22 protein-coding genes are annotated in these 21352 nt (G+C 39.2%); 5 read left to right on the forward strand and 17 right to left on the reverse strand.

What is annotated here, in order from left to right; all coding sequences use genetic code 11:
• Window positions 1-153: 153 nt before the first annotated feature.
• The 4 genes from CD33_RS06595 to CD33_RS06610 form a co-directional block, all read right to left on the reverse strand.
• On the reverse strand, window positions 154-1029 hold the full coding sequence (locus CD33_RS06595; RefSeq protein ID WP_036199297.1) for a phosphotransferase family protein: 876 nt from the start codon (window positions 1027-1029) through the stop codon (window positions 154-156).
• A gap of 151 nt (window positions 1030-1180) precedes the next feature.
• The gene (locus CD33_RS06600; RefSeq protein ID WP_036199298.1) at window positions 1181-1669 is read right to left on the reverse strand and encodes a DinB family protein; all 489 of its coding nucleotides are present in this window, start codon (window positions 1667-1669) and stop codon (window positions 1181-1183) included.
• Between the two features lie 138 nt (window positions 1670-1807).
• On the reverse strand, window positions 1808-2290 hold the full coding sequence (locus CD33_RS06605; RefSeq protein ID WP_036199301.1) for an AraC family transcriptional regulator: 483 nt from the start codon (window positions 2288-2290) through the stop codon (window positions 1808-1810).
• Between the two features lie 74 nt (window positions 2291-2364).
• On the reverse strand, window positions 2365-2826 hold the full coding sequence (locus CD33_RS06610) for an NUDIX hydrolase (RefSeq protein ID WP_036199562.1): 462 nt from the start codon (window positions 2824-2826) through the stop codon (window positions 2365-2367).
• Between the two features lie 252 nt (window positions 2827-3078).
• Here CD33_RS06610 and CD33_RS06615 point away from each other — a divergent pair, with 252 nt between their 5' ends.
• A complete protein-coding gene (locus CD33_RS06615; RefSeq protein WP_036199304.1) occupies window positions 3079-3741 on the forward strand; it encodes a hypothetical protein in 663 nt (220 codons plus the stop codon).
• A gap of 60 nt (window positions 3742-3801) precedes the next feature.
• Here the strand turns inward: CD33_RS06615 and uvsE are convergent, their stop codons facing one another.
• Window positions 3802-4767 (reverse strand): UV DNA damage repair endonuclease UvsE, encoded by a 966-nt coding sequence (gene uvsE, locus CD33_RS06620; RefSeq protein WP_036199306.1) that lies wholly within the window; start codon window positions 4765-4767, stop codon window positions 3802-3804.
• A gap of 223 nt (window positions 4768-4990) precedes the next feature.
• Here uvsE and CD33_RS06625 point away from each other — a divergent pair, with 223 nt between their 5' ends.
• Window positions 4991-6238: an erythromycin esterase family protein gene (locus CD33_RS06625; protein ID WP_036199307.1), complete on the forward strand. Its 1248-nt coding sequence runs from the start codon at window positions 4991-4993 to the stop codon at window positions 6236-6238.
• Window positions 6239-6259: 21 nt separating this feature from the next.
• On the opposite strand, the gene CD33_RS06630 is transcribed toward CD33_RS06625, so the two are convergent.
• A complete protein-coding gene (locus CD33_RS06630; RefSeq protein ID WP_036199563.1) occupies window positions 6260-6763 on the reverse strand; it encodes a GNAT family N-acetyltransferase in 504 nt (167 codons plus the stop codon).
• A gap of 206 nt (window positions 6764-6969) precedes the next feature.
• On the reverse strand, window positions 6970-7854 hold the full coding sequence (locus tag CD33_RS06635) for a helix-turn-helix domain-containing protein (RefSeq protein WP_036199309.1): 885 nt from the start codon (window positions 7852-7854) through the stop codon (window positions 6970-6972).
• A 115-nt stretch (window positions 7855-7969) separates the two neighbouring features.
• Between CD33_RS06635 and CD33_RS06640 the strand changes: the two genes are divergently transcribed.
• Window positions 7970-8875, forward strand: coding sequence for a DMT family transporter (locus tag CD33_RS06640; protein WP_036199311.1), 906 nt, complete (start codon window positions 7970-7972; stop codon window positions 8873-8875).
• Between the two features lie 1050 nt (window positions 8876-9925).
• Here CD33_RS06640 and CD33_RS06645 read toward each other — a convergent pair.
• On the reverse strand, window positions 9926-10387 hold the full coding sequence (locus CD33_RS06645) for a GNAT family N-acetyltransferase (RefSeq protein WP_036199313.1): 462 nt from the start codon (window positions 10385-10387) through the stop codon (window positions 9926-9928).
• A gap of 160 nt (window positions 10388-10547) precedes the next feature.
• Between CD33_RS06645 and CD33_RS06650 the strand changes: the two genes are divergently transcribed.
• Window positions 10548-12260, forward strand: a complete 1713-nt coding sequence (locus CD33_RS06650; RefSeq protein WP_036199315.1) for a methyl-accepting chemotaxis protein — start codon at window positions 10548-10550, stop codon at window positions 12258-12260.
• A 329-nt stretch (window positions 12261-12589) separates the two neighbouring features.
• On the forward strand, window positions 12590-13057 hold the full coding sequence (locus tag CD33_RS06655) for a hypothetical protein (protein ID WP_036199316.1): 468 nt from the start codon (window positions 12590-12592) through the stop codon (window positions 13055-13057).
• Between the two features lie 73 nt (window positions 13058-13130).
• Here the strand turns inward: CD33_RS06655 and CD33_RS06660 are convergent, their stop codons facing one another.
• The 9 genes from CD33_RS06660 to CD33_RS06700 form a co-directional block, all read right to left on the reverse strand.
• On the reverse strand, window positions 13131-13475 hold the full coding sequence (locus CD33_RS06660) for a DUF3992 domain-containing protein (protein ID WP_036199318.1): 345 nt from the start codon (window positions 13473-13475) through the stop codon (window positions 13131-13133).
• A gap of 75 nt (window positions 13476-13550) precedes the next feature.
• The gene (locus tag CD33_RS06665; RefSeq protein ID WP_036199320.1) at window positions 13551-14246 is read right to left on the reverse strand and encodes a CotZ-related putative spore coat protein; all 696 of its coding nucleotides are present in this window, start codon (window positions 14244-14246) and stop codon (window positions 13551-13553) included.
• Between the two features lie 277 nt (window positions 14247-14523).
• Entirely contained in the window at window positions 14524-16164 is a 1641-nt protein-coding gene (locus CD33_RS06670; RefSeq protein ID WP_036199322.1) for a DUF4179 domain-containing protein, read from the reverse strand.
• Window positions 16151-16684 (reverse strand): RNA polymerase sigma factor, encoded by a 534-nt coding sequence (locus CD33_RS06675; RefSeq protein ID WP_036199324.1) that lies wholly within the window; start codon window positions 16682-16684, stop codon window positions 16151-16153. Before CD33_RS06675 ends, CD33_RS06670 begins: the two co-directional genes overlap by 14 nt.
• Window positions 16685-16840: 156 nt before the next feature.
• Window positions 16841-17806, reverse strand: coding sequence for a GrpB family protein (locus CD33_RS19415; RefSeq protein ID WP_052130067.1), 966 nt, complete (start codon window positions 17804-17806; stop codon window positions 16841-16843).
• An 83-nt stretch (window positions 17807-17889) separates the two neighbouring features.
• Window positions 17890-18705 (reverse strand): undecaprenyl-diphosphate phosphatase, encoded by an 816-nt coding sequence (locus CD33_RS06685; RefSeq protein WP_036199325.1) that lies wholly within the window; start codon window positions 18703-18705, stop codon window positions 17890-17892.
• 88 nt (window positions 18706-18793) lie between these two features.
• Window positions 18794-19228, reverse strand: a complete 435-nt coding sequence (locus CD33_RS06690; RefSeq protein ID WP_036199327.1) for a DUF4279 domain-containing protein — start codon at window positions 19226-19228, stop codon at window positions 18794-18796.
• A 70-nt stretch (window positions 19229-19298) separates the two neighbouring features.
• Window positions 19299-19802 carry a ClbS/DfsB family four-helix bundle protein gene (locus tag CD33_RS06695; protein ID WP_036199329.1) on the reverse strand — a complete coding sequence of 168 codons (504 nt, stop codon included), beginning with the start codon at window positions 19800-19802 and terminating at the stop codon, window positions 19299-19301.
• Between the two features lie 53 nt (window positions 19803-19855).
• The gene (locus tag CD33_RS06700) at window positions 19856-21316 is read right to left on the reverse strand and encodes a hypothetical protein (RefSeq protein WP_052130069.1); all 1461 of its coding nucleotides are present in this window, start codon (window positions 21314-21316) and stop codon (window positions 19856-19858) included.
• Window positions 21317-21352: the final 36 nt, after the last annotated feature.

Raw genomic sequence — 21352 nt, forward strand, 5'->3', positions numbered from 1 at the left:
CATTTATGACTAAAGACCCTATCGAAAATAAAAAAACGCGTTCCCACGCAATGCAGAAACGCTTGAATTTATATGAGTTTAGTACGTCATATTGCACATACTTATTAATCACTGCCAACTTTGACCTCGTAGCGTTGATATCGCATGTGTTAATTAACCACTTTTGCCCAGCAAGCTCCTTAACCTAGTTAAATTGTTCTCCAAGAACAACGCATTCCTCTCGATTCCGCGACGCCTACACCAACCGATGCTATTAAAGGCATCTGTAAAAAGATAAAAAGGCAATACAACTTCTAAATCAATCAATGGTCTGATGCTCCGATAGCCTTCTTTAAAGGCTCGAAACAGCGTGGGATTGAATTGTAAAAAGTCGCGGTAGAGTTTCGTGAAATCGATTTCGGTTGAACCAAACCGGACACTTTCAAAATCAATCATGCCTAAAACTTTATCACCTTCTACAATGATATTTGCCGGCCGAAAATCCATATGGACAAAGCATGGACCATCCGGCGAAGGAATGTGTCGTTTCATTGCTTCGTATTTTTCAACCGCTTGATCATATAAACTCCCTTCTACAACCTCTTTTACATCCTCTGCAAAGCTATAAAATTGTTCTTCTATAAAGTTGGACCAGTTTGGGAATTCATTTTGTACACCCACCAGCTTTTTCCCCTCCGGCGGCTGTACAGTGTGCATTGTTGCATGAAGAACACCGACTTGATAAGCGGCTGTTTCTGAAGCGTTTGTTGTTAACGGGCTCCCCTTTAGCTCGGATAATACAAAAGCACCTGGATATTCTTCATCACCAGTCCAATAATCCAGCAAATTTGGAATGGCAATACGCCCTTTTAATATTTCATAAGCTTCCAACTCTCGCCGAAACTTCAGTTTAGTATAAGGGATTTTTAAAAATATATTTTCACCGTTATGTAATGTACATCTGTACACAGTTGAACTATGGGAATCTTCTACCTCATTCATTGTATTTATCTTTAATCCCAGTTGTTTAATGGCACGATTAGGCAACATGACAACACATACCTCCTTTATTCGATTATTAGTGATTCAAAGGTAATATTGGACATCCTCCCGCCTTAAATATCCAAAGTTCACTAAACATATAAGGAAAAAAAAAGAGGATTTGTCACAGCATAGGCAGCAAAAAATCCTCTTTTCAAAATTATAATCCCAGCTTTTCTTTTACCTCTTTAATTTGCAATATGTGACGCATTTCATGATATCCAACAAATGGGATCCACTGTTCCAAACTCATTTGACCGAATACCGGATGAGGAAATCCCTTTATTTTCAATTCTTTTTCATCGGCTAATTCCTCTATCTTTAACAAAGTTTGATGGGTTACATTCAACTTCGTTTTCAACTCTTCCAATGTGGCAAACTCATTACCAGGTAAAGCGAATTCCGGAGCATCTATCTTTATTTTTCTATTTGTAGCCGCTTCAATTGGCTTCATTTCGGCATTCACCACTTCGCCATTTTCCAATTTGCCTTGAATCATTTTGGCAATGGCACCCTCCATTAAACATAAGTGTTCCACAATCTGCTTTATTGACCACTCATCATCGGAAGGTTTTTTATTGAAGCTTTCAGTAGATAGACCATTTATTTCATTAAATAATTCTCCCCGTGCTTTTTCATTAATTTCCATGTTCGTCGTCATCCTTTTCGTTCAGACTTTACATATATATACATATTCTATCAACACCCTAAAAGCAGCTCGTATTCCTAGTAGTGCTACGTTTATATAATGAGCGGTTAATACCGGCCAGCCCAACTTTCATACTAATCAAGTTACCTTCCTTTTAATAGGAACATATAAATCAACTTTGCATTTCCCTTCTGGATCTTCAGCGGGATTGTTCATATTAAATTCCAGGGAATGCCTTGCATAATCTGCCTCGTAATCACTCCTCGGCAACCATTGTCCGTACATAAATTGATAGGCACCGTTCAACTTAGCAGGTGTGTCATAAAATGGATGCAAAGCATATAAACCTCCATCCAAAGTTCTATATTGGATATCTGGATGCTTCTCTTTACCAAAGCCTTCCGGAATTGTGACGCATGCATCGTGCCGGCAACGATCAGCTTCTACTACCTCCGGATTATCCAAGGATATGCCTATAAAAGCTTGCTGCGCCGGAAAAAGTCCGTTCGAAAGTGCCCAGTTGAACAGCTTTCCCCAATGCTCTTGCGGTTCACTATAGCTGCCCGTACGCCGTATATACGCTACCTCTAAATTTCCCAATTCCCTAACTTCAACTTCCATTTTTCCATCCCCTATCGGTAACCTATAGATTCAATCAGTAAATTCAACATCAATGAGCAGCAATCCTGCTTAAATTAGCACTCACTATTTAAATATTGAATAAATTCAGTCAAGATTGGAAAATCCGGCGGACTTATATTGGAGGGAAGATTATTTAAATTAAAAAATTTCAAAGCTTGCACTTCACTATCTTCTTTTCTTAAGTCCCCATGATACTCCTTGCATATGTAAGCAGTTACCACATTATATACTTCATCTCCATGAGGATATTTATAGTAGAATTCCTCTCCGGAATAGACATTAAGTAATGTTAAGTTGTCGGCAATCAATCCCGTTTCTTCAAGCAGTTCTCTTTTTGCTACTTGTTCCAAAGACTCGCCCAACTCCAATGAACCGCCAGGCAACCCCCAGCAATCATTGTCCTGGCGAAGCTGTAGTAAAACCTTATTTTCTTTATCCGTGACAATGACGCAAGCTCCGACCATAATGAGAGGTCTGCTTCCGACTGCCTTTCTTAGTTCCATGATATACCCCATAAATTCGCCCCCATCCAAATTCATCTTCCTGACCGAAACAACTGGGAAGTGTTCTATGTATCGAAATATATTCAACACCAATACCCCCTTACAGATTTCATTTTACCATATATATCCTTTTACCCAACTCTTCTATACATTAATTTTTACATAGAATCGTCCTCTCACCTTGATCAATATTGCATTTGTAATTTACCTTCATTCCGTTGTAATTGATTGAAAACGGGTAATATTAGAGGAAGGAGTGATCTTATGCATACATTTATTTACTTCCTTCTTGCTTTCGGGTATATCGGCCTTTTAGTATGGGCGTTAATCCTGTCAAAAAAGAGTTTATGGAATGTAACCAACGTACTTTTGCTCGTAATTATTGGCCTCGTCTATGATAATCTCATCATTGCAGCTGGAAGATTTATTGGCGAGGGGGAACTATTGGAAGGGTTAAGCTATGCCCGTTTCTGGTTACATGCCCTTTTCACGCCTACACTTGTTCTGTTTGCTTGGTGTATTTGTTTCAATCTAGGCATGCCCTGGGCGAAAAAGACATTCTGGAAAATTGCCTTCCCCCTCATCACACTCGTGCTCATCCTTTATGAACTATTCACTTCAATTATTGGACTGAAACTAAGATCCAAGGAAGAATTTAATGTGTTAAGCTATGAAAGTGTCGAACCGTCCAGCCCGGTGATGGTTATCCTTGTCACAGCCGCTCTTATCATTGCAGGGATTCTTTTACTCAAAAACTTCAGATTCCCTTGGTTGTTAATCGGCACAGCAATCATGCTTGTCGGCAGTATCGTAGGGATATGGATCAAAAACTTCCCAATAATGAATACAATGGAGTTTCTGCTAATCCTTTCACTGCTCTTAACGAAGCGGTTCCAAGTCAAGATGTCGGAAAGCACGTCTTCATAAAACCACCCACTTCCAATTAGGCATAAAAAGAGTCGCCTCGCTTTAGGACGACTCTTTTCGTTATTTTAAAGAAAACGTGGAGCCATCGATAATTTCGATGTCCTCTCTTTTCTTAATTTCCTTCATTAAGGTAAAGAGTGCTTCATCCTTCTTCTTCGCTTCAATCATACAATCGATTTGAGGGACTGATCCTTTAATTTCGTTCAAAAATCTTAAAAACATTTTCACATCCACATAATCGGAGTGATGACGGAACTCGGCTTCACTTTTCGGACTTGAGATATGCATTTTAATGGGGAGAGGTGATTTATCCCACGTTGCCACTACACGGTCCCAACTCTCTTGCCAGTGTTCATTTTCATGGTGTGCAAGATGGTGGTGATAATCAAAGACTATCGGGATCCCCAACTTTTCACATAAGTAAAGCGTGTCCTCCAAGGTAAATGACTTATCATCGTTTTCGAGCATAATCATTTTTTGGATACCCGCCGGGACATTCCCCCAATTATCAATAAAACTTTCTAAGGCGTTTCCTGTTTCCTCGTATTTCCCGCCAACGTGAATGACACATCGATGCGTCGGGTCGATCCCCATTTCCCTAAGCAACAAATAGTGCAGCTTTAAGTTTTTAACGGAGTTAATGAATACATCTTTCTTGCCGGAATTCAGAACGACAAAATGGTCTGGATGAAAATCGATTCTCATGTTGTTTTTTGTTGCGTATTCCCCTACTTCCCGCAACTTATTTTTGAGAGGCTTCATATAATTCCAGTCATCAAGCGCTTCATGGTTCGCTAACGGAATCAATCGGGAAGTTAGCCGATAGAAATGAATTTCATTAAAATAGTTATGTTTGAGCAGTCTGTGTGTACTTTCTAGATTTTTCAATGCGATTTGCTCTAATTTTCGTAATGCCGCTTCTCGATCCTCAATTTTTTGAAATTGAGTAAAGGTCATTGTTTGGGAAGGTGAAGCATTTTTAAGTTCCATGCTCATCGCCACATACCCTAATCGTATAATTGTCATCTTTCCACCTCACAATTAGTATGTGGAAAAATGATAGTCGTAATCATGCAAGAGTGATGAACAAATGCCACGTCCAAAAAACTTTGCCATCGTGTAAATAGTTCCAATCAAGTTTTTGAAGGTATCGCTACACAAGCAGATACAATTGCCTAAAATATCGTTTTCCCGTGTTTTCAGAAGCCTCGCTTGGGTAAGCTAAAGCTAGAAAGGAGTCGACATGCAAATGACAAGAAAACTGATCAATGCCATCAAGGAACAATCCCATCCATTGAACGATCAAAGCTTGGACAAAATCCTTGAGGCAATTGGCAATGCCCGAATCGTCATGATTGGTGAAGCGTCCCATGGCACATCCGAATTTTACACTATACGTGCCGAGCTATCCAAAAGACTGATTGAACAAAAAGGGTTCAAGGTCATAGCGGTCGAAGGAGATTGGCCTTCTGTCCAGGCTATTAATCGCTATGTAAAAGGTTATGAAGGTGAAGCTCAATCGGCAAAAGGGATTCTCGTGAACTCTTTCAATCGCTGGCCTACTTGGATGTGGGCAAATGAAGAAGTAGAACATTTTACAGAATGGCTAAAGGAGAAAAATAAATCATTAGCTGAAAAGGTTGGATTTTATGGCATCGATCTTTACAGTCTTTATGAATCGATTGACGAAGTGTTGAAATTTTTATCTGAGAATCCCCAGTACAAAGTGGATTTGGAACACGCAAGAAAAGCGTTTTCGTGTTTTGAACCATACAATAGGATGCCCGAACATTATGCCCTTTCCACCGCCCATTTTACCGGTGAATGTATCAGCGAAGTATCCAGTTTGCTGAAATCTTTGAGAAGCAATGAGGAACAATACTCAGACGAATATGAACAGGACTTAAATGTCATTATGAATGCGCTCGTTGCCAAAAATGCAGAAGCCTACTACCGAGCAATGATGCAAGATGCAAAGTCCTGGAATACGCGTGATTCGCACATGGTCGAAGCCATCAATGAATTGATGAAATACCATGGAGAGGATACAAAAATCATTATTTGGGAACACAACACACATATTGGCGATGCTTCCCAAACAGATATGAAGGACGATGGTCTAATCAACGTCGGCCAAATAATGAGGGAGCAATATGCTATGGACAATACATTTGCGATTGGATTTGGTACGTATGAGGGCACCGTTATCGCTGCAGATAGCTGGGGAGATCCGTTGGAAGTAATCGATGTGCCGCCCTCGAAACTAAGTACATGGGAAGGACAGCTGCATGCCGCGGGTGCAGATGATAAAATTTTGCTTTTCAATGATGAAAATCGAGAAGTATTCAACAATTGGATCGGCCACAGGGCTATAGGAGTCGTGTACAACCCTGAATACGAGGCTTATGGAAATTATGTTCCTTCTAGGGTTGGCAGCCGTTATGACGCCTTCATCTTCATTGATCAAACGAAAGCTTTAAGACCATTAAAGGAGTAAGCCGTGCATTTTATGTACGGCTTACTTAGCTTCTAGATTATCCACTTGCTCTTCCAACTGCTTCACCAATTCAATTTCATCTTGTATCGGAATCCCCTCATTACCGATTAAAGGAATTTCAGGTTTAATCCTTCTGGCTCTGTCAACTGCATTATTTATAATTCTCGATAATCTATATCCCCGTTTTTGATAAAACTTCAGCGCCAATAAATTATCATTTGTGGTAACGAGTCTAATACGCGTCAGGAGTTGTGACATGGCCATGCTCTCAACTTCTTCAACTAGCAAGGTACCAATTCCTTTACCTTCTTCCACGCTGTCTAAGGAGATGATTTCACATTCACCATTTTCAACGATATATGTAATTAAACCAATCATTTCATCCCCCTTCAAAACCGCAAATCCATCTAATTCGCTGCAATCATAAACCCCGCTTGAAATCACCATTTGCGGACTTCCCCAGTGCAATTTAAAAAAATCGATCATTTTACTTTTTGGTAAATCTCGAACCGATTTTACATTCACCTTTGTCACCTCATCTCATCTCCTATGAACTTAATTCCGTCCCAACTCTCTTTTACAAAGTACGTCTTATACTTGCCACCTATGTTATAACGCATCATATTTCTTCGCACCTTGATTATGGCAGCTATATTGATTCCTAACTTTCGTATAATAACTTCAACAATAAAGAGCTTTATTCCTTCTTTGGGAAAAGCCTCTTGAACAGCTCACTCATTTGCTTTCTTTTTATAGGCAAATGGTGTCATCTTCATCGACTGGCGAAACTTATCGATATAGTAACTCGCACTATTAAATCCGACCTGATAGGCGACGTCGGTTACGTTGAACTGAGGTTGTTGCAGCAATATCAAGCTTTTTTGGATACGGTAGTCCGTCACGTAGTTCAATGGCGACTTTCCCAAGAATCGCTTGAAATACCGGCAGCACTCTGAACGGCTTAGCTGTCCTGCCTGTGCGATATCTTCCAAAAGAATTTTTCCTGCATAATGTTGATGAATCCAATCCAGCATTAGCTTCATCCGTTGATTTCGAAGCATCTCCCTCTCTTCGAATTGCAATTGAATGCCGTTTTGTAGGAGGTTCTTCCAGATAGTTGTTAATTCTATGCTGACATTCATCTCATAAAATGGTTGGCTTTGTTCGATGAAGTGCGCAATCATTCCAATCGAATTTAGGATGCTGCTTGCCCATGATTCCCTTTGGCTTAAGTGGATATATTGCAGATTCGTCGCTTGTATGTATGGAGCTACAAACGTCGCATAAAGCTCGTGGGGAACAACAAAATCAGGAGATACATTTATGCAAATATAGACACAGCCCGAATTATTCCTGTCATTTGCCATATGCAAACAACCACTATTGATGAAAAGCCCCTCCCCTTCTTGTATATCGATCGTTTCTTGATTGATTTGGAAATAGGCTGTCCCAGTGACTACAAGCACAAATTGAAATTCATCATGCCAATGAAGCGGGATGTAGCCATTTATATTCTCATCGATCTTCGTCACGTAGCAGGCAACCGGCAATACAACTGTACGGTGTTCCGTTAACTCCTTCAAATTATGATCGACCGTAAAATCCCTGATTTGCATTGTATCCCCTCAATATTTTTATATTTTTTTATTTGATTTATGTATTATTCAAGATTCCGAACGATTATTCTAAAGATATTATAATACTATTTTTATATTTAAAGGGTGACTTGCGATGAATCGGAACAAAGGAATGCTTCTAGTTATTACAGGTGCCATGTTTTGGGGGATTGGCGGCACGGTGGCACAAAAACTTTTTCAACAATACGCCGTTGATGTTGATTGGCTAGTAACAACACGGTTGCTTATTGCGGGCGTTTTACTGCTGGCGGTACAATTTTTAAGAAAGGACCGTGCGCAAATTATGGGCGTTTGGAAGAATAGAAAAGCTGCTATAAAGTTAATCATTTTCGGTTTACTCGGTATGCTTGCAGTCCAGTATACATACATGGCTTCGATAAAACACGGAAATGCGGCCGTTGCAACACTTCTGCAGTATTTGGCCCCTGTCATGATCATCATTTATTCCATTCTCCGTAGGCAAAATACTTTAACACGAGGAGATGTATTGACAGTATCATTGGCATTGATTGGCTGCTTCTTCTTGCTTACCAATGGCTCCGTGTCGCAGTTTTCGGTGCCGGCAGCAGCCATTGTTTGGGGTGTTTTATCTGGTGTAGCCTTGGCTTTTTATACGTTGTACGCAATTCCCTTACTCAAACAATTTGATTCGCTCGTCATTGTCGGTTGGGCGATGATTATCGGGGGCTTTGCATTAAGCTTCATTCATCCACCTTGGCAAATCAATCTAAACAGTTTTACAAGTGAAGCTTATCTATACTTAGTGTTTGTAATTATTTTTGGTACAATGATCGCCTTTTGGTTTTACATTGAAAGTCTGCAAAGCCTTGCTCCGAAAGAATCCAGTCTTTTGGGGAGCCTAGAGCCATTGGCAGCCGTCTTAACCACCGTTTTTTGGTTAAAAGAGCCTTTCGGGATATTCCAATGGATTGGTGCACTTTGTATCCTTCTGATGATCATCTTCTTAGCTATAAATAAAGAGAAAGACCCTTCCCTGTAAACAGCTTCGAATTCGATGTAAAAGCCGCTGTTCTAGTAGACACAAAAAAAATGGCGATAATCTGCTTTCTTGGTTTACCGCCATTTCCCCTGTTTGTACAGCGTTTAACGTAAAATGCGATATTTCATACTTTCAGTTTTTTCCTGGTGTTTTTATGGAAACAGAAGATGTGCTCAGTGATATTTTATTTAGAGTTCCCTTAAGTACACACTTTTATTTAAAAATTGTGTATATAAATTAGCTTTCGCCCCATACTATTAAAGATTTCACTTTAAATCCAATGAATTGGGAGGGTTAACCCGATGAGTGCGATTGATCGTTTTCTCTAAAGGAATCTAACTAATATCGTGGATCGTGTGTAATCAGCCCGGAATTTATTCCGGGTTTTTATTTTTTTGCGTATAAAGTAAAGCAATCCGTCTATACTATTAAAGATTTCACTTCAACTCCAATGAATTGGGAGGGTTAACCCGATGAGTGCGAATGATCGTTTTCTCTAAGGAATCTAACTAATATCGTGGAATCGTGTGTAATCAGGCCCGGAATTTATTCCGGGTTTTATTTTTTTTGCGTATATAGTAAGGCAATCCGTCTATACTATTAAAGATTCCACTTCAACTCCAATGAATTGGGAGGGTTAACCCGATGAGTGCGAATGATCGTTTTCTCTAAGGAATCTAACTAATATCGTGGATCATGTGTAATCAGGCCCGGAATTTATTCCGGGTTTTTATTTTGGTGTTATTTAAACATTTTTTCATTAGTAAGTATGATAAACAATAATCGGTCTATACTATTAGAGATAACACTTCAAATCCAATGACTTGGGAGGGTTAACCCGATGAGTGCGAATGATCGTTTTCTCTGAAGGACCATCTAACTGAAGCTTGTGCAAAATCTTGAGATTTTCTTAAGGTGAATTGCGAAAGCGAGGCAGCGTGTCATGGATAACAAAATGTAGTGTAATCAGACCCGGATTTATATCCGGGTTTTTATTTTTCCTGCATGTGTCTCCCTCAAAAATTCGTTAATGCCTAGCTTTATCCCCTTCTAACTCGGGAAATACTCCATCGGCTCCTTGGAAAATACATAGCCATTTTTCTGGTAATAGGAAATGGCTTCAATATTTGGCCATACGATGACAAACTCGTATTCATTTTCTTTAATCCAATTATTAATGAAGTTAAGCAGTTTACTTCCAACACCCATATTCCGATATTCCGGCACGGTATACACATTTGTCATATAGACAAATGGATGTGTCACTCTACCGGGACGGGGCACTTTCTGTATTAATTCTATGTATATATGGGAAACAATCTTTCCAGCCTCTTCTACTACCCAAACGAACCATTGACCACTAGTAACAGCCTTTTTAAAAAATGAACGAAATTCTATTTCATACTCGGAGTAGGAATAATTCATCTTCCTTTCGTTGTGCTCAAGTGTAAAATCCCAACGCATTTTGATTAATTGATCGATGTCTTTTGAATCAGCCAGCCTTATAATCATCTAATCTCTCCTTGTCCTAGAATAAAAATGAGCTCTTTTATATAATATGTTCCACAAAAGGTAAGCAAATCCTTGTGGAAATACATTTTTTCATTTCAAAGATCTTATAAATTAGCCGATAGTATTATTAAGAAAAATTATAGGCAGAGGAGTTCTTCATTTGAAATTTCTTAGAAATTTAAGCATTTCCAAAAAATTATTAATCATTATCATTGTAAGTGCGCTAGCGCTGGGCTCAGTTGGAACATTGGGAGTAAGCTATATTAATGAGATGGCCAAGGGTTCGAATGATATGTTCAAAGACAACTTGATCCCTTTAAACAAAATCATGCAAATCAGGGTAAATGCCAGAGCCAGTGATGCATATACACTGGAACTCCTTGTAACAGAGGATGCCGGAAGGAACAAAGAACTGATCGATGAAATTTCATCCGCTTGGGAAGAGATTGATTTACTAATCTCTGAAATTGAAACGATGCAATTAACAAAAAATCAACAAGACTTTGTACAACAATATAAGCAACGTGCACAAGAACTTGCCGATAAACGAAATAAAGTTCTGCAGCTTGCTGAAGTAAATAACAATGATGAGGCATATTCTCTATACTTGGGTGAAGTTGAAGAAAGTCGGGCTGCTCTAAATGATACATTAAAAGAAATGCAGCAATCTACTATCACCAATGCAGAATCGATAAATGGAGCCAATAACAAAAACAAGCAAGAAATAATTGTTTTTGTTACAGGTATAATTGTTATTGCCCTCATTATTTTGGTGGCACTAAGTACAATCATTAGCCGTATGATTGTCCGTCCGATCAACGAGATAAAGGGACTGGTAAAAGAAGCCGAAAACGGCGACTTTACAGTCAAGGGGAACTATGAATCCAAGGATGAGATTGGTCAACTTACTGCTTCAATCAATAATATGACGAACTCACTCCAAACTGTATTCAGTACAGTCCAAGACTCTACACAGCAAGTAGCTTCAGCCTCTGAACAACTAAGTGCCAGTGCGGAGCAGAACAGTAACGCCAGTGAGCATATTACCATGACTGTTCAAGAGCTTGCTTTGGGGTCTGATAAGCAGTTGGAGGCAGTCGAGCAAAGTTCGAGAGTGATTGGCGACATAACAAATCATACTGAAACAATTTCTGGCCATACCGAGAAGATCACGAAAGACGTACTTCATACATCAACTCTTTCTATAGAAGGCAATAAGGCAATCCAGAAAGTAAATGAACAAATGAATTCCATATTCGAGAATGTGAATAGCCTTTCAATGGCAGTAAAAAGCCTCGACTCTAGATCAAATGAAATCGGCCAAATTACGAATGTAATTACAGGAATTTCGGCACAAACCAATTTATTGGCATTAAATGCCGCTATTGAAGCTGCAAGAGCCGGCGAACATGGGAAAGGGTTTGCGGTTGTTGCTGATGAGGTACGAAAACTGGCGGAAGAATCCACGAATTCTACCGAACAAATTGCAAACCTTATTCAGTTGATTCAACATGATACTAGTTTAACATTAGAAACAATGGAAAAAGCGGCTAAAGAGGTTCAATCCGGTCTTAATGTTGTTAGTATCGCGGGAAGTTCCTTCGAGAAAATTGAACAAGCCGTTAATGGCATCGTTTCACAAATAGAAGATATTTCACAATTACTTAAAAATCTATCGAGTGGAACGGTTTTGGTGAACGACTCCATTAAAAATGTAAGCAATGTCGCACAAAATTCGTCCATGATTACTCAGAATATCTCGGCAGCTACAGAGGAACAACTTGCATCAATGCAAGAAATCACATCCTCCTCACTTGCCCTTGCCAAATTGGCAGATAATCTACAGGTACTGATAAAGCAATTCAAAATTTAATGTCTTGGTAGATTAAAATCTTATAGTGAAAAATCTCCGAGTCAATATTTAGCTATGGGTAACCCTGATTGAATGAAGTTTCAATTAGGGTTACCTTTATTTTCATCCTATATCTACTTCTTGTTGCACCTCTTTAGTACCCCATTCTCACAGATGCACGATAAAATCCTTGCTTCCCTTTAAATAAACTCATTTCTCTTCTTAACTATATTCACCACAGACCCTATTTAAATGCTATTAAATTGCTGAAATATTAGTTTAATCATAATATACAAATAAGAAATCCTATCATATATATATTAGTAAATCCGACGATAGGAGGTAAAGTCATGCAATTGGGATTATGCGGTTCGTCCGATAACTCTAATAACCGTCAATCTAATATATTTTTTGTTCAAACAGAAACCCCTTTGGCCATTCCTTTTGGCGAAGGAACCGAAACGACCGTGCTAACCGTGCCCGTCCAAGTCACTTCAAACTTGCAGCCCGTTTTAATTAATGGTCTTGTTCAAATCCAAGGATTGATTCCCCAAGCTACGCCTTCTTATCAATACGGCGTCACAATGAGAATCCGGCACAACGGAAGTCTCTTGTTTACACAAGCGTTGCAACTAGGCGGCAACCCTCCGGCAAACATAGCTCATTCAAATATTAATAGCATTCCCATCTCACTTGTCCACAACAACACATCACTGGCAACGAATACGTACACTGTTACACTGACGTATTCCCTCCGGTCGGTTACGGGAATCACAATCACTGCACAATCACGATCGTTGAATGTTTTGACGATTTAACATTATTTGAAAGAATATGAAAAAGAGGATGAATAGGCATCCTCTTAAAATATAAAATATGCGATGAATGAGTTTAAAACTTATAGTTCAAAGAAAAAGATACTTTGACATTTGCTGTTCCAGCACCCGTTCCTGTTAAAGCAATCGAGTTAATGTCATTCATCGTGATGGATCTTGCCTCACCCGGCGCTACGACAAAGCCGTCAACTGCCGTCCCATTAACTGTAAGCGCCGCAGTAGGTGAAGCGCCGACAACCCCGTTATTTTCCACCATTATTGTTCCATTAATTATATACGTTGTTGCATCACTCCATATTGGTAACGGTGTTGCCCCTGTATCATCCAAGAGTACAGTAAAACATATGGCATCATTAACCCCCACCAATTGTTCCCCATTACAGCCTCCCAATTGAGCCAATTTTTTCACACCTCCAAGTTACTGGTTATATGTCTATTCATATGTTCTTCAAACAACTTGGACTGTGTGATTTGTTTAGTTAAAGTATATTTTTCTTTCTTCTTTCCGATTCACTTGTATTTCTATTATGCCTTTCACTAGTTTTGCAGAAGGGCAAATCTCAATTGAAAGTAAATCTTTAACAGTGACAGCTCGCCCATTCCCCTTTGGAGCATTCAATGTAACCAGTTTATCTTTTGTACACAAATTCAGTTTCACTTGCGAATCTATACCGTTTTGGTAGTGGAGCATTATAGTCGCCACATTATTTATTTGATTTCCACCCGTGTGCTGCCATATCACTTTAGGGAAATCTGTTTCACCAGCCATGAATGGCAAACGAACATGTTCTTCCATCATGTCACAGATTGTTAAACAGTCGGAAATGGAAATGGGCACTTTTGAAAAACCACTGAACTTGGACAACTCGACACTTACAAAACTATTGGTTCGAAGTAGTGTTTGGATACAATTTGATGGATCGACATCCCCCTCTTGAAAAGGGAACGGAGCCAATATATTGAGGACAGCTGAATGTTGGCATGGGTCTACCGATTCCACAGTAAAGAACGGAGATTTGAACGAAAAACCGTCGATTTGCCCAATCGCAAAAAATGGATGACCTTTGGAATTAAGCAAATGGAATGGCAGCTCCGTGTATTGGGAAAATTCAGTGAAGTTTATGCAATTTCTTTCAAATTGTTTTACTCTTTTCTTGATCCCTTTACTCATTATTGAATCAATCCAGTTCTATTCTAGGGACTACTTTATATACTTTATTCCATTCGATGAAATTCGGTACCCATAATTAAAATTTATAATAAAATAACCACGTATATTGGAGCGATGGATATTTTCTAACTGACACCTTTTAAAACCTTAAAATATAAGAAACCCATCTCTTTTGAACAACGTTGTTCCAAGTGATGGGCTTCGTTTGTATATCTCGGCTTGATAAGAAATTAAATATTTATTTTTTGTTGGTGAATCTCACATTCATCGCTTCATGCTATTTACCTGGCTTAAGCTGGATATGCAGCTCATCATCACGATTATTGGTAGTATAATTCGAGATGTAAATATCGAGTTCTTTTTTGTCGAAATTCTCATATACGTCCATATTTTTATTGTTTCCATCACCCATTACTCCAATTAACATAGGTTTTCCATAGTTCTTATCTTTGCCTTGCAGATAATAGGTTTGGTTGACTCCACCGAATGTCTGATCAGTGCTTACGGATTCCACATAGAGATTATTGTCCTTCAAATAATAAGTCCATGTGACTGGATACCCTGCTATGTGTGTAGTTATGCTTTGCTGTTCAGTTGATATGTCCGTTAAACGGATTGGGTTTTCATCGCCTACGAATTCATCGACACGGTGTTTTGCTATAAGGCTCACGGATTGATTTGCCAGAGAAGAATAGTCCAGACCGGCCATTTCAAATCGCAACTCCTTCTTGTCTAGATGCTCGGTATTCCATATACTTCCTTCCAACAGAGTCCCACCTACATCGAGTTGGTAGTCCATGTAAGGAACACGATATCCCTCATGAGTAACAGTCAGGCGAATCTGGGTTGGCGTAACGATCATTTCATGGATTTCTGCTCCAGCAGCCATTTCATTCAGAGGCATGTTTAACACTTCTGTAAACGATCCATTTTTCAACTTATCTTTGGATAGAGCTAAATCCAAACTCCAAGTCCCCTCTATACTTTCCATTATCCGATCATAAGTAAGATGGAATTTTGTGCCTCCAGCACGTAAACTGTCAGATTCGAATATTTGTTGGCTCAAGTATTCTCCGGATGGTCCTGAAGTACCGAACACCGCAGTCTCAGCTTCTTGAATAGGCTTATCTAGATGATTGCTTGCTTGGATGCGCACCCAACTTTTACTCTTCATTTCGGGATTCGTAAAGGTAATGGACGATTGAAGTAATACACGATCTTCGGCTTGTTCAAAAGATCGCAAGGTCACGCTGTCAATCCCATCTTTTTGGATAGGGAATTCTTGCGTTCCAGAGTTGTTAGGATCATAATTGATGGACTGTTTTCCCTCATCAATAAACTGAATATCCTCTATCGAAAACTCGACATTGGCCGTATTTCCGGCCACAGTCCAATCGGTCTCGAAGTAACCTTGGAATAGACCTAGCTCCTCATTCCAATGGTGTACATAATGCCCCTCAATGGAGTTGCCATTTTTATCTTTCAATCCGATTTGGTCAAAGCTTATATTCTTTCCATCCCATGATGGATCAGGCTTCAAACTGTAGAGCAGGAAGGTTCTATTATCGTCCATAAATGCCGTATGTACGTTTAATGTAATGCCTTCCTTTGTAACGGATTGATCAATGGTTTGGCCGAGTCCTTGTTCTAATGCGGATTGAACACCCTCTTTATAGGTTAGGATGCTAGACCAATCATAAGTCAAGGCTGCATAGACAGGGGTAGCCATCAAAGCGACTGATAGACCTGCTACCATAACAAATCGCTTCCCTTTTCGATAGCGGCGCGCCAACGGTTCCTTGCCGGAGACCTTCAGCTCGTCCTGCTGGATACTGCTCCACATCTGATCAAAATCTGGATAAGATACATTACTAGGGTTTTTCAACTTGTCTTTAACTTTTTTCTCAATGCGTTCCATATTGATTTTCCCCCTTCAACCAAAAGTTTTGAGTGTGTTCAAGTTTTTTTCGTATAATTTTCAAAGCTTTATTATTTCTTGACTTTACGGTGCCCACTGGAATCTTTAGTGTTTCAGCAATTTCATTAATAGATAGTTCTCCTATATAGCGCAGCGTAATAACTGCCATCAATTTTTCCGGGAGCTGTCTTAAAAGCTCTTCCCATTCCTCCGAAAGTACTTTTTCTAATACGATGGTATCAACCGATTTCACCGATACCGTAGATTGTTCATGAAACCATTGGACCTGGTTCTTCTTTTCTCGCTGTGTTTTATTTCTCCTAAGCAGGTTTAAGCAGTGATTCATCGTGATGCGCATGATCCAGGCACGTATATGCTCAACGTTCTTCCAATCCTGGCGAAAAACGGTGACAAATACATCATGACAGAGATCTTCCGCATCTTGTGCGTTGCGAAGCATGTAATAACATGTACGATATACATCCTTATTAAAGGATTCGAATAACTCTTTTTCTGTCAATCCAACTCCTCCTCTCTTTTCTTTATACTTTATAAACAAATGACTTTTGGAAAAGGTTCATCTTTTTTATTAAATACGAAATACATTGAAGGGAGACTCTCTAAGACTAGTAAGTTTACCAATAGCCTCACACCTCACTAGTTTATTTTGTAGCAATCAAATTCCCAAACCGAATAATTCATGAATGCCATTTGGTGTGAGGAAGCTTCTTAGTTCCCCATCAAGACTGAGGAAGTCCTTTTCTTGAATCCACTTGTATTCGAAAATGTTGCCCTGGTCTTTATCGGTCCCTGTAACTAGATGGCTCCAGGATTGTGCCGTTTGATGAGGTGCGAGGAGAAGAAAATCATGTCTTTCTACAAGTCGTTTAATAAAAGGTTTATAGTAATTGAGCACACCAAGTTTCCGAATTAGCGTTAGATCGGTTAAACCTGTTTCTTCTTTAATTTCTCTAAACAGCGCATCTACTAAGTTTTCGTTTTTCTCTACTCTTCCTCCTGGCACGCGCCAGAGTGCGTCGGGAATCGAAGGGAAAGATAAAGATAAAAGCTCAAAGTTGTTCGTTTCATTTTTACGCAAAATAAAGCCCGCAACGGATGTTTTTTTATGTTTGCCAGCCCAAACCAGTGCTTTTTCCGTTAAATCAAGAATTAGTGATGATTTTGCTTGCTGGTATAGTTTTGTATTCTCTGGATATTTATAAGAAAGTTCGATTTTCCTATTCTTATATTTTTCAGCGTCAAATTGATTTTCAATCATATAATCCCGAAAGGCCAAGTGTCTGAGGATTTGTTCTGCTCCTGTTTGATAGATATGTACATGATGGGTTCTTTCCCCATCTTCCTCTTTTACAAAATATTTTCTATTGCTTATTCCATTTTCTCCTCTGGGGATATACCCCAACTTTTTCATTTCGCTGTTGAAGGAATCCACTCTGCTGATTTCTTGTACTTCCAACAACATATCGATAATCGGTTTGGCAGCCATGCCCGGAATCGAGGTGCTCCCGATGTGGTAAATATTCAATAAGTCTCCACCAAATATTTCCCTAATGAATTCTGCTTCTTTGCTATAAGCTATTATCCAGCTTTCATCGTATGAATGTATTTCGACTTTCCTCATTTTGGCCTCCCCGGAAAATTACATTTCTTTTTGCGTTTAACGGAACAAAAAAGGCGTTTCCCTTGAAGAAGAAACGCCCCGTGTTAGAAGAAAATTAAAAGCAATGCACCTACTATGAAACAATAATAGGTAAAATAAACAAGCTTACCGGTTTTCATTATGCCCATAAACCACTTCATGGCAAAATAACTCATAAAAAGTGTGGCAATAAATGCAGCTAAATATGGTATCGCTAGATCTGTTTTATTCGGTTCATTTATAAAATCAGAGATGCCTAGAATGACGCCTCCAAGGCTTACCGGTATATACAGCATGAATGAAAAACGAAGTGCCGTATCCTGCTTCATTCCTACGGCAATCGATGAAATAATGGTCGCACCAGAACGACTGATTCCCGGCGTTAAGGCTACAGCCTGCCCCAAACCAACTAGGAATGCATCCTTGAAGGTAATATTGCGTTCCTCTTTGACCCCTTTCATATTGCGTATCAACCACAAGGCAAATCCCGTGACAAATAGCATGAAGGCGATGAGTGTCATACTGACATTTTCTGCAATATAGTCATTCAATAAAATCCCGAGAACACCTGCTGGAATCGTCCCAACGATGATAAAGCAAACAAATCGAAAGTCACTTTGAAAAGAGCGATTTTTTGTTTTCAAGTATTTCATTGAGTTGCTTGCAAGCCTTACAATATCCTTCCTGTAGATATAAAGAATCGCAAGCAGTGAAGCGGTGTTCGTCAGTATGGCGAACATGAATCCTTGTTCACCCAGCCCCAAAATTTCACTCGCGATCATTACATGTCCACTCGATGATACCGGAATGGGTTCTGTAAAGCCTTGAACCAACCCAATAATGATCATTTTCAAGATGAATAGAATATCTAATTCTCCCATGGTTCTCCTCCTATATGTATACCTTTAATACACAACGTAATACTTTACATAATGTTTCCTTTTGGGGAGGTTCTTTTACTCTATTTAGCTATTGCTCAGGTTCATTAAAAGCAGACACATACAAATCAACATCCAAATATGCATTGATTTCTGCAGCGAACTTACTAAACTCTGGGTAAATGACAAGTGCTGGAGTATAACCATCGTAGATTTGTATGACTAACTCTAAATGAACGTCAATAAATAGTTCTTCTTTCAACTCATTAATGACATCTGTTTTCGATTGAAACGTTTCTAAAAGCGGACGTAGTACATTTTCTGTATCCAAGGTTTCTTTATTTTGTATTTCGAATTTCCAACCTGTATATGACTGTAGTGGATGATTTGGCAGATTAGGGTAACGACGTTCACCTACTTTCCAGGCCAATGTGGGTTGGATTCCTAGTCTCTCTGTTATGACTTCCAGAGGGAAATCGTCATTACCGCTAAATAGAATATAAGCACATAAATATGTCTTCTCCATATAAATGCCCCTCCACATTGCTTGTTCAAAAATTATAGACCATACTAAGTCTTTTGAATTTTGCCTTCTCCTATATTAAATTTGCAATAGCTTCGCATTTTTTTATTGCCCACTTGTAATGTTGGAAAGTGTTTGCTGCAAAATAGGTGTACAGATTACTTGTCTTCGTCCATTTATAATATTTTTTCGTCATTATTTCTTCATCGGTATGGCATTTTATTAAATCCATGACTCGCTCATGACTTAACTTCAATTTTTTTAGTGCTTGATTCAATGATACATCTTGATAGTTTTTCCAAATCTCCATATTAAGCTGCTTCAGCGTACTCCACTTATAACCCGGGGCAGGCATAGAAGGAATATCCCCATCCATCCCTTCTCTATACCATCTCTCAAGCATTCCATGCCATTCATAAAGATGCATGATGACATCACGAAAATTCTTGTCTCTTTCCCCATTCTCAATGGAAATGCTTCTTTTTCTGCTTGGTACAGATTCGATGATTTCAAGCAATACTTTAAACGTTTTATCGCTATTTTCTAATAGACTATCTTTTTCACTTTTTGCCACCATGACCTTCCCCCTATGTTCAATTTTGGAGTGATTCTGAATGCCTTGTGATTGGGCTACTTCACAAATTTCCCTGCAATGTCGAGCTCAAGATACTGTGCAACCGCCAACGCTTGAGCACGGCTTGTATTCTCAGAATGGAGTATCGCCAATGTTTGTTGTTCCCAGATAGGTTGTTTGGCGATTTCTTCAATTGTGTCATGAACTGCTTGGCGTTCATGTGTTTTCCAATTGGCCGCATAGCGTTCCTCCCATATTTCCTCACTTTTCTCCATATATGTTGCTATGCGGGTCAGAATATAAAATTGCTGAAGATCACGGCAATGGGTTTTCGCATGATGGGTATAGCGCATAAGAACCTGGCCGGCATATTCATATTCATCAATTGCTTGGTATGTCTCATCTCCCAATAACCCCGAGATAATTTCTCCCACACCGTTAAATACTTCTCTTGTGATTTCCGATTCATGGAGGATAATATCGAGCTTGCCTTTTTCAGCACAAACAAGAGAAGCATAACCGTTCATGACATTATTTTTTGCACCTTCAGTTAAAAACCAATATTGGATTTCTTCACTATTAGCCTCCAAAAAGTTGATGGCTTCGATTTTCCCCCAACCATTCACCGATGTGGCAATATGCCAGATTGTCTCATTTGCATTGCTTGTCCCATTTCTCAGTGCAATCAATGCAGCACCGGTAAATTCTTCATGCAAGGCTATTGTGTACAGTCGATGTTTTATGTTTTCACAGTTAGTGCATCCAAGAATAAGGATGGCGAATTTCACTACTTCACGATGCGCTGCGTTTTCCAGCAACCAAATCGCCTCTTGCTGCACGGACTGCTCATTCATTTCTTCTTCATGGAATAGCACAAGCAGCTCATGATAATAACTGATCACTTTCTCATCTTTAATTTTTTCATAAGTTGCCTTTCGTGTTTGACTCGTTGGATTTTCCACTTGCTCCATAAATAACTTAAGGAGCTTCTTAGTATAGAATGGGGTCACCCCTTCGGAAACTAACCGATCGGATAAACCCGGGGCCAGTTTTGGATGGTTTTCGTCTACTAAGTAATCATCATCCGGCAGATCTGTATTAACTATTTTTTGATGGTCTTTTATTTGCTGTTCAATATACGGGACAATCAACTCTTTATTTGCCCACGGTAAAAACTCGAGCGTCATAGCTTCCCTTAAAAGAGCTTTCCCATCAACTTTCACTATAATATTCAACCGGACAAACCCACCTATTCTTACATGGACTTTATGAGTTTTGCCGTCTACTGTCCGAAATGTACCCGACAATTTTGAATACGGAATCAAATGTGACCAAATGTACTTGCGTGCATTGCGATCAATGATATTGCCATCCACCAGCAAAGTTTCTTCCATCATCTTATTATGTATCTCAATTTTATGCCCCTTAAAATCAATGGCCCAATATTTGTCGACCTCTTTTGCTGCATCATTTTTAACGTTACGCATCTCTCGTTTGAATTCTTCTTTAAAGCCCATCCGTTATCTCCTTTTCGCATTTAAATTCGTTAAATC

Source organism: Ureibacillus sinduriensis BLB-1 = JCM 15800, assembly GCF_000772955.1.
GTDB lineage: Bacteria > Bacillota > Bacilli > Bacillales_A > Planococcaceae > Ureibacillus > Ureibacillus sinduriensis.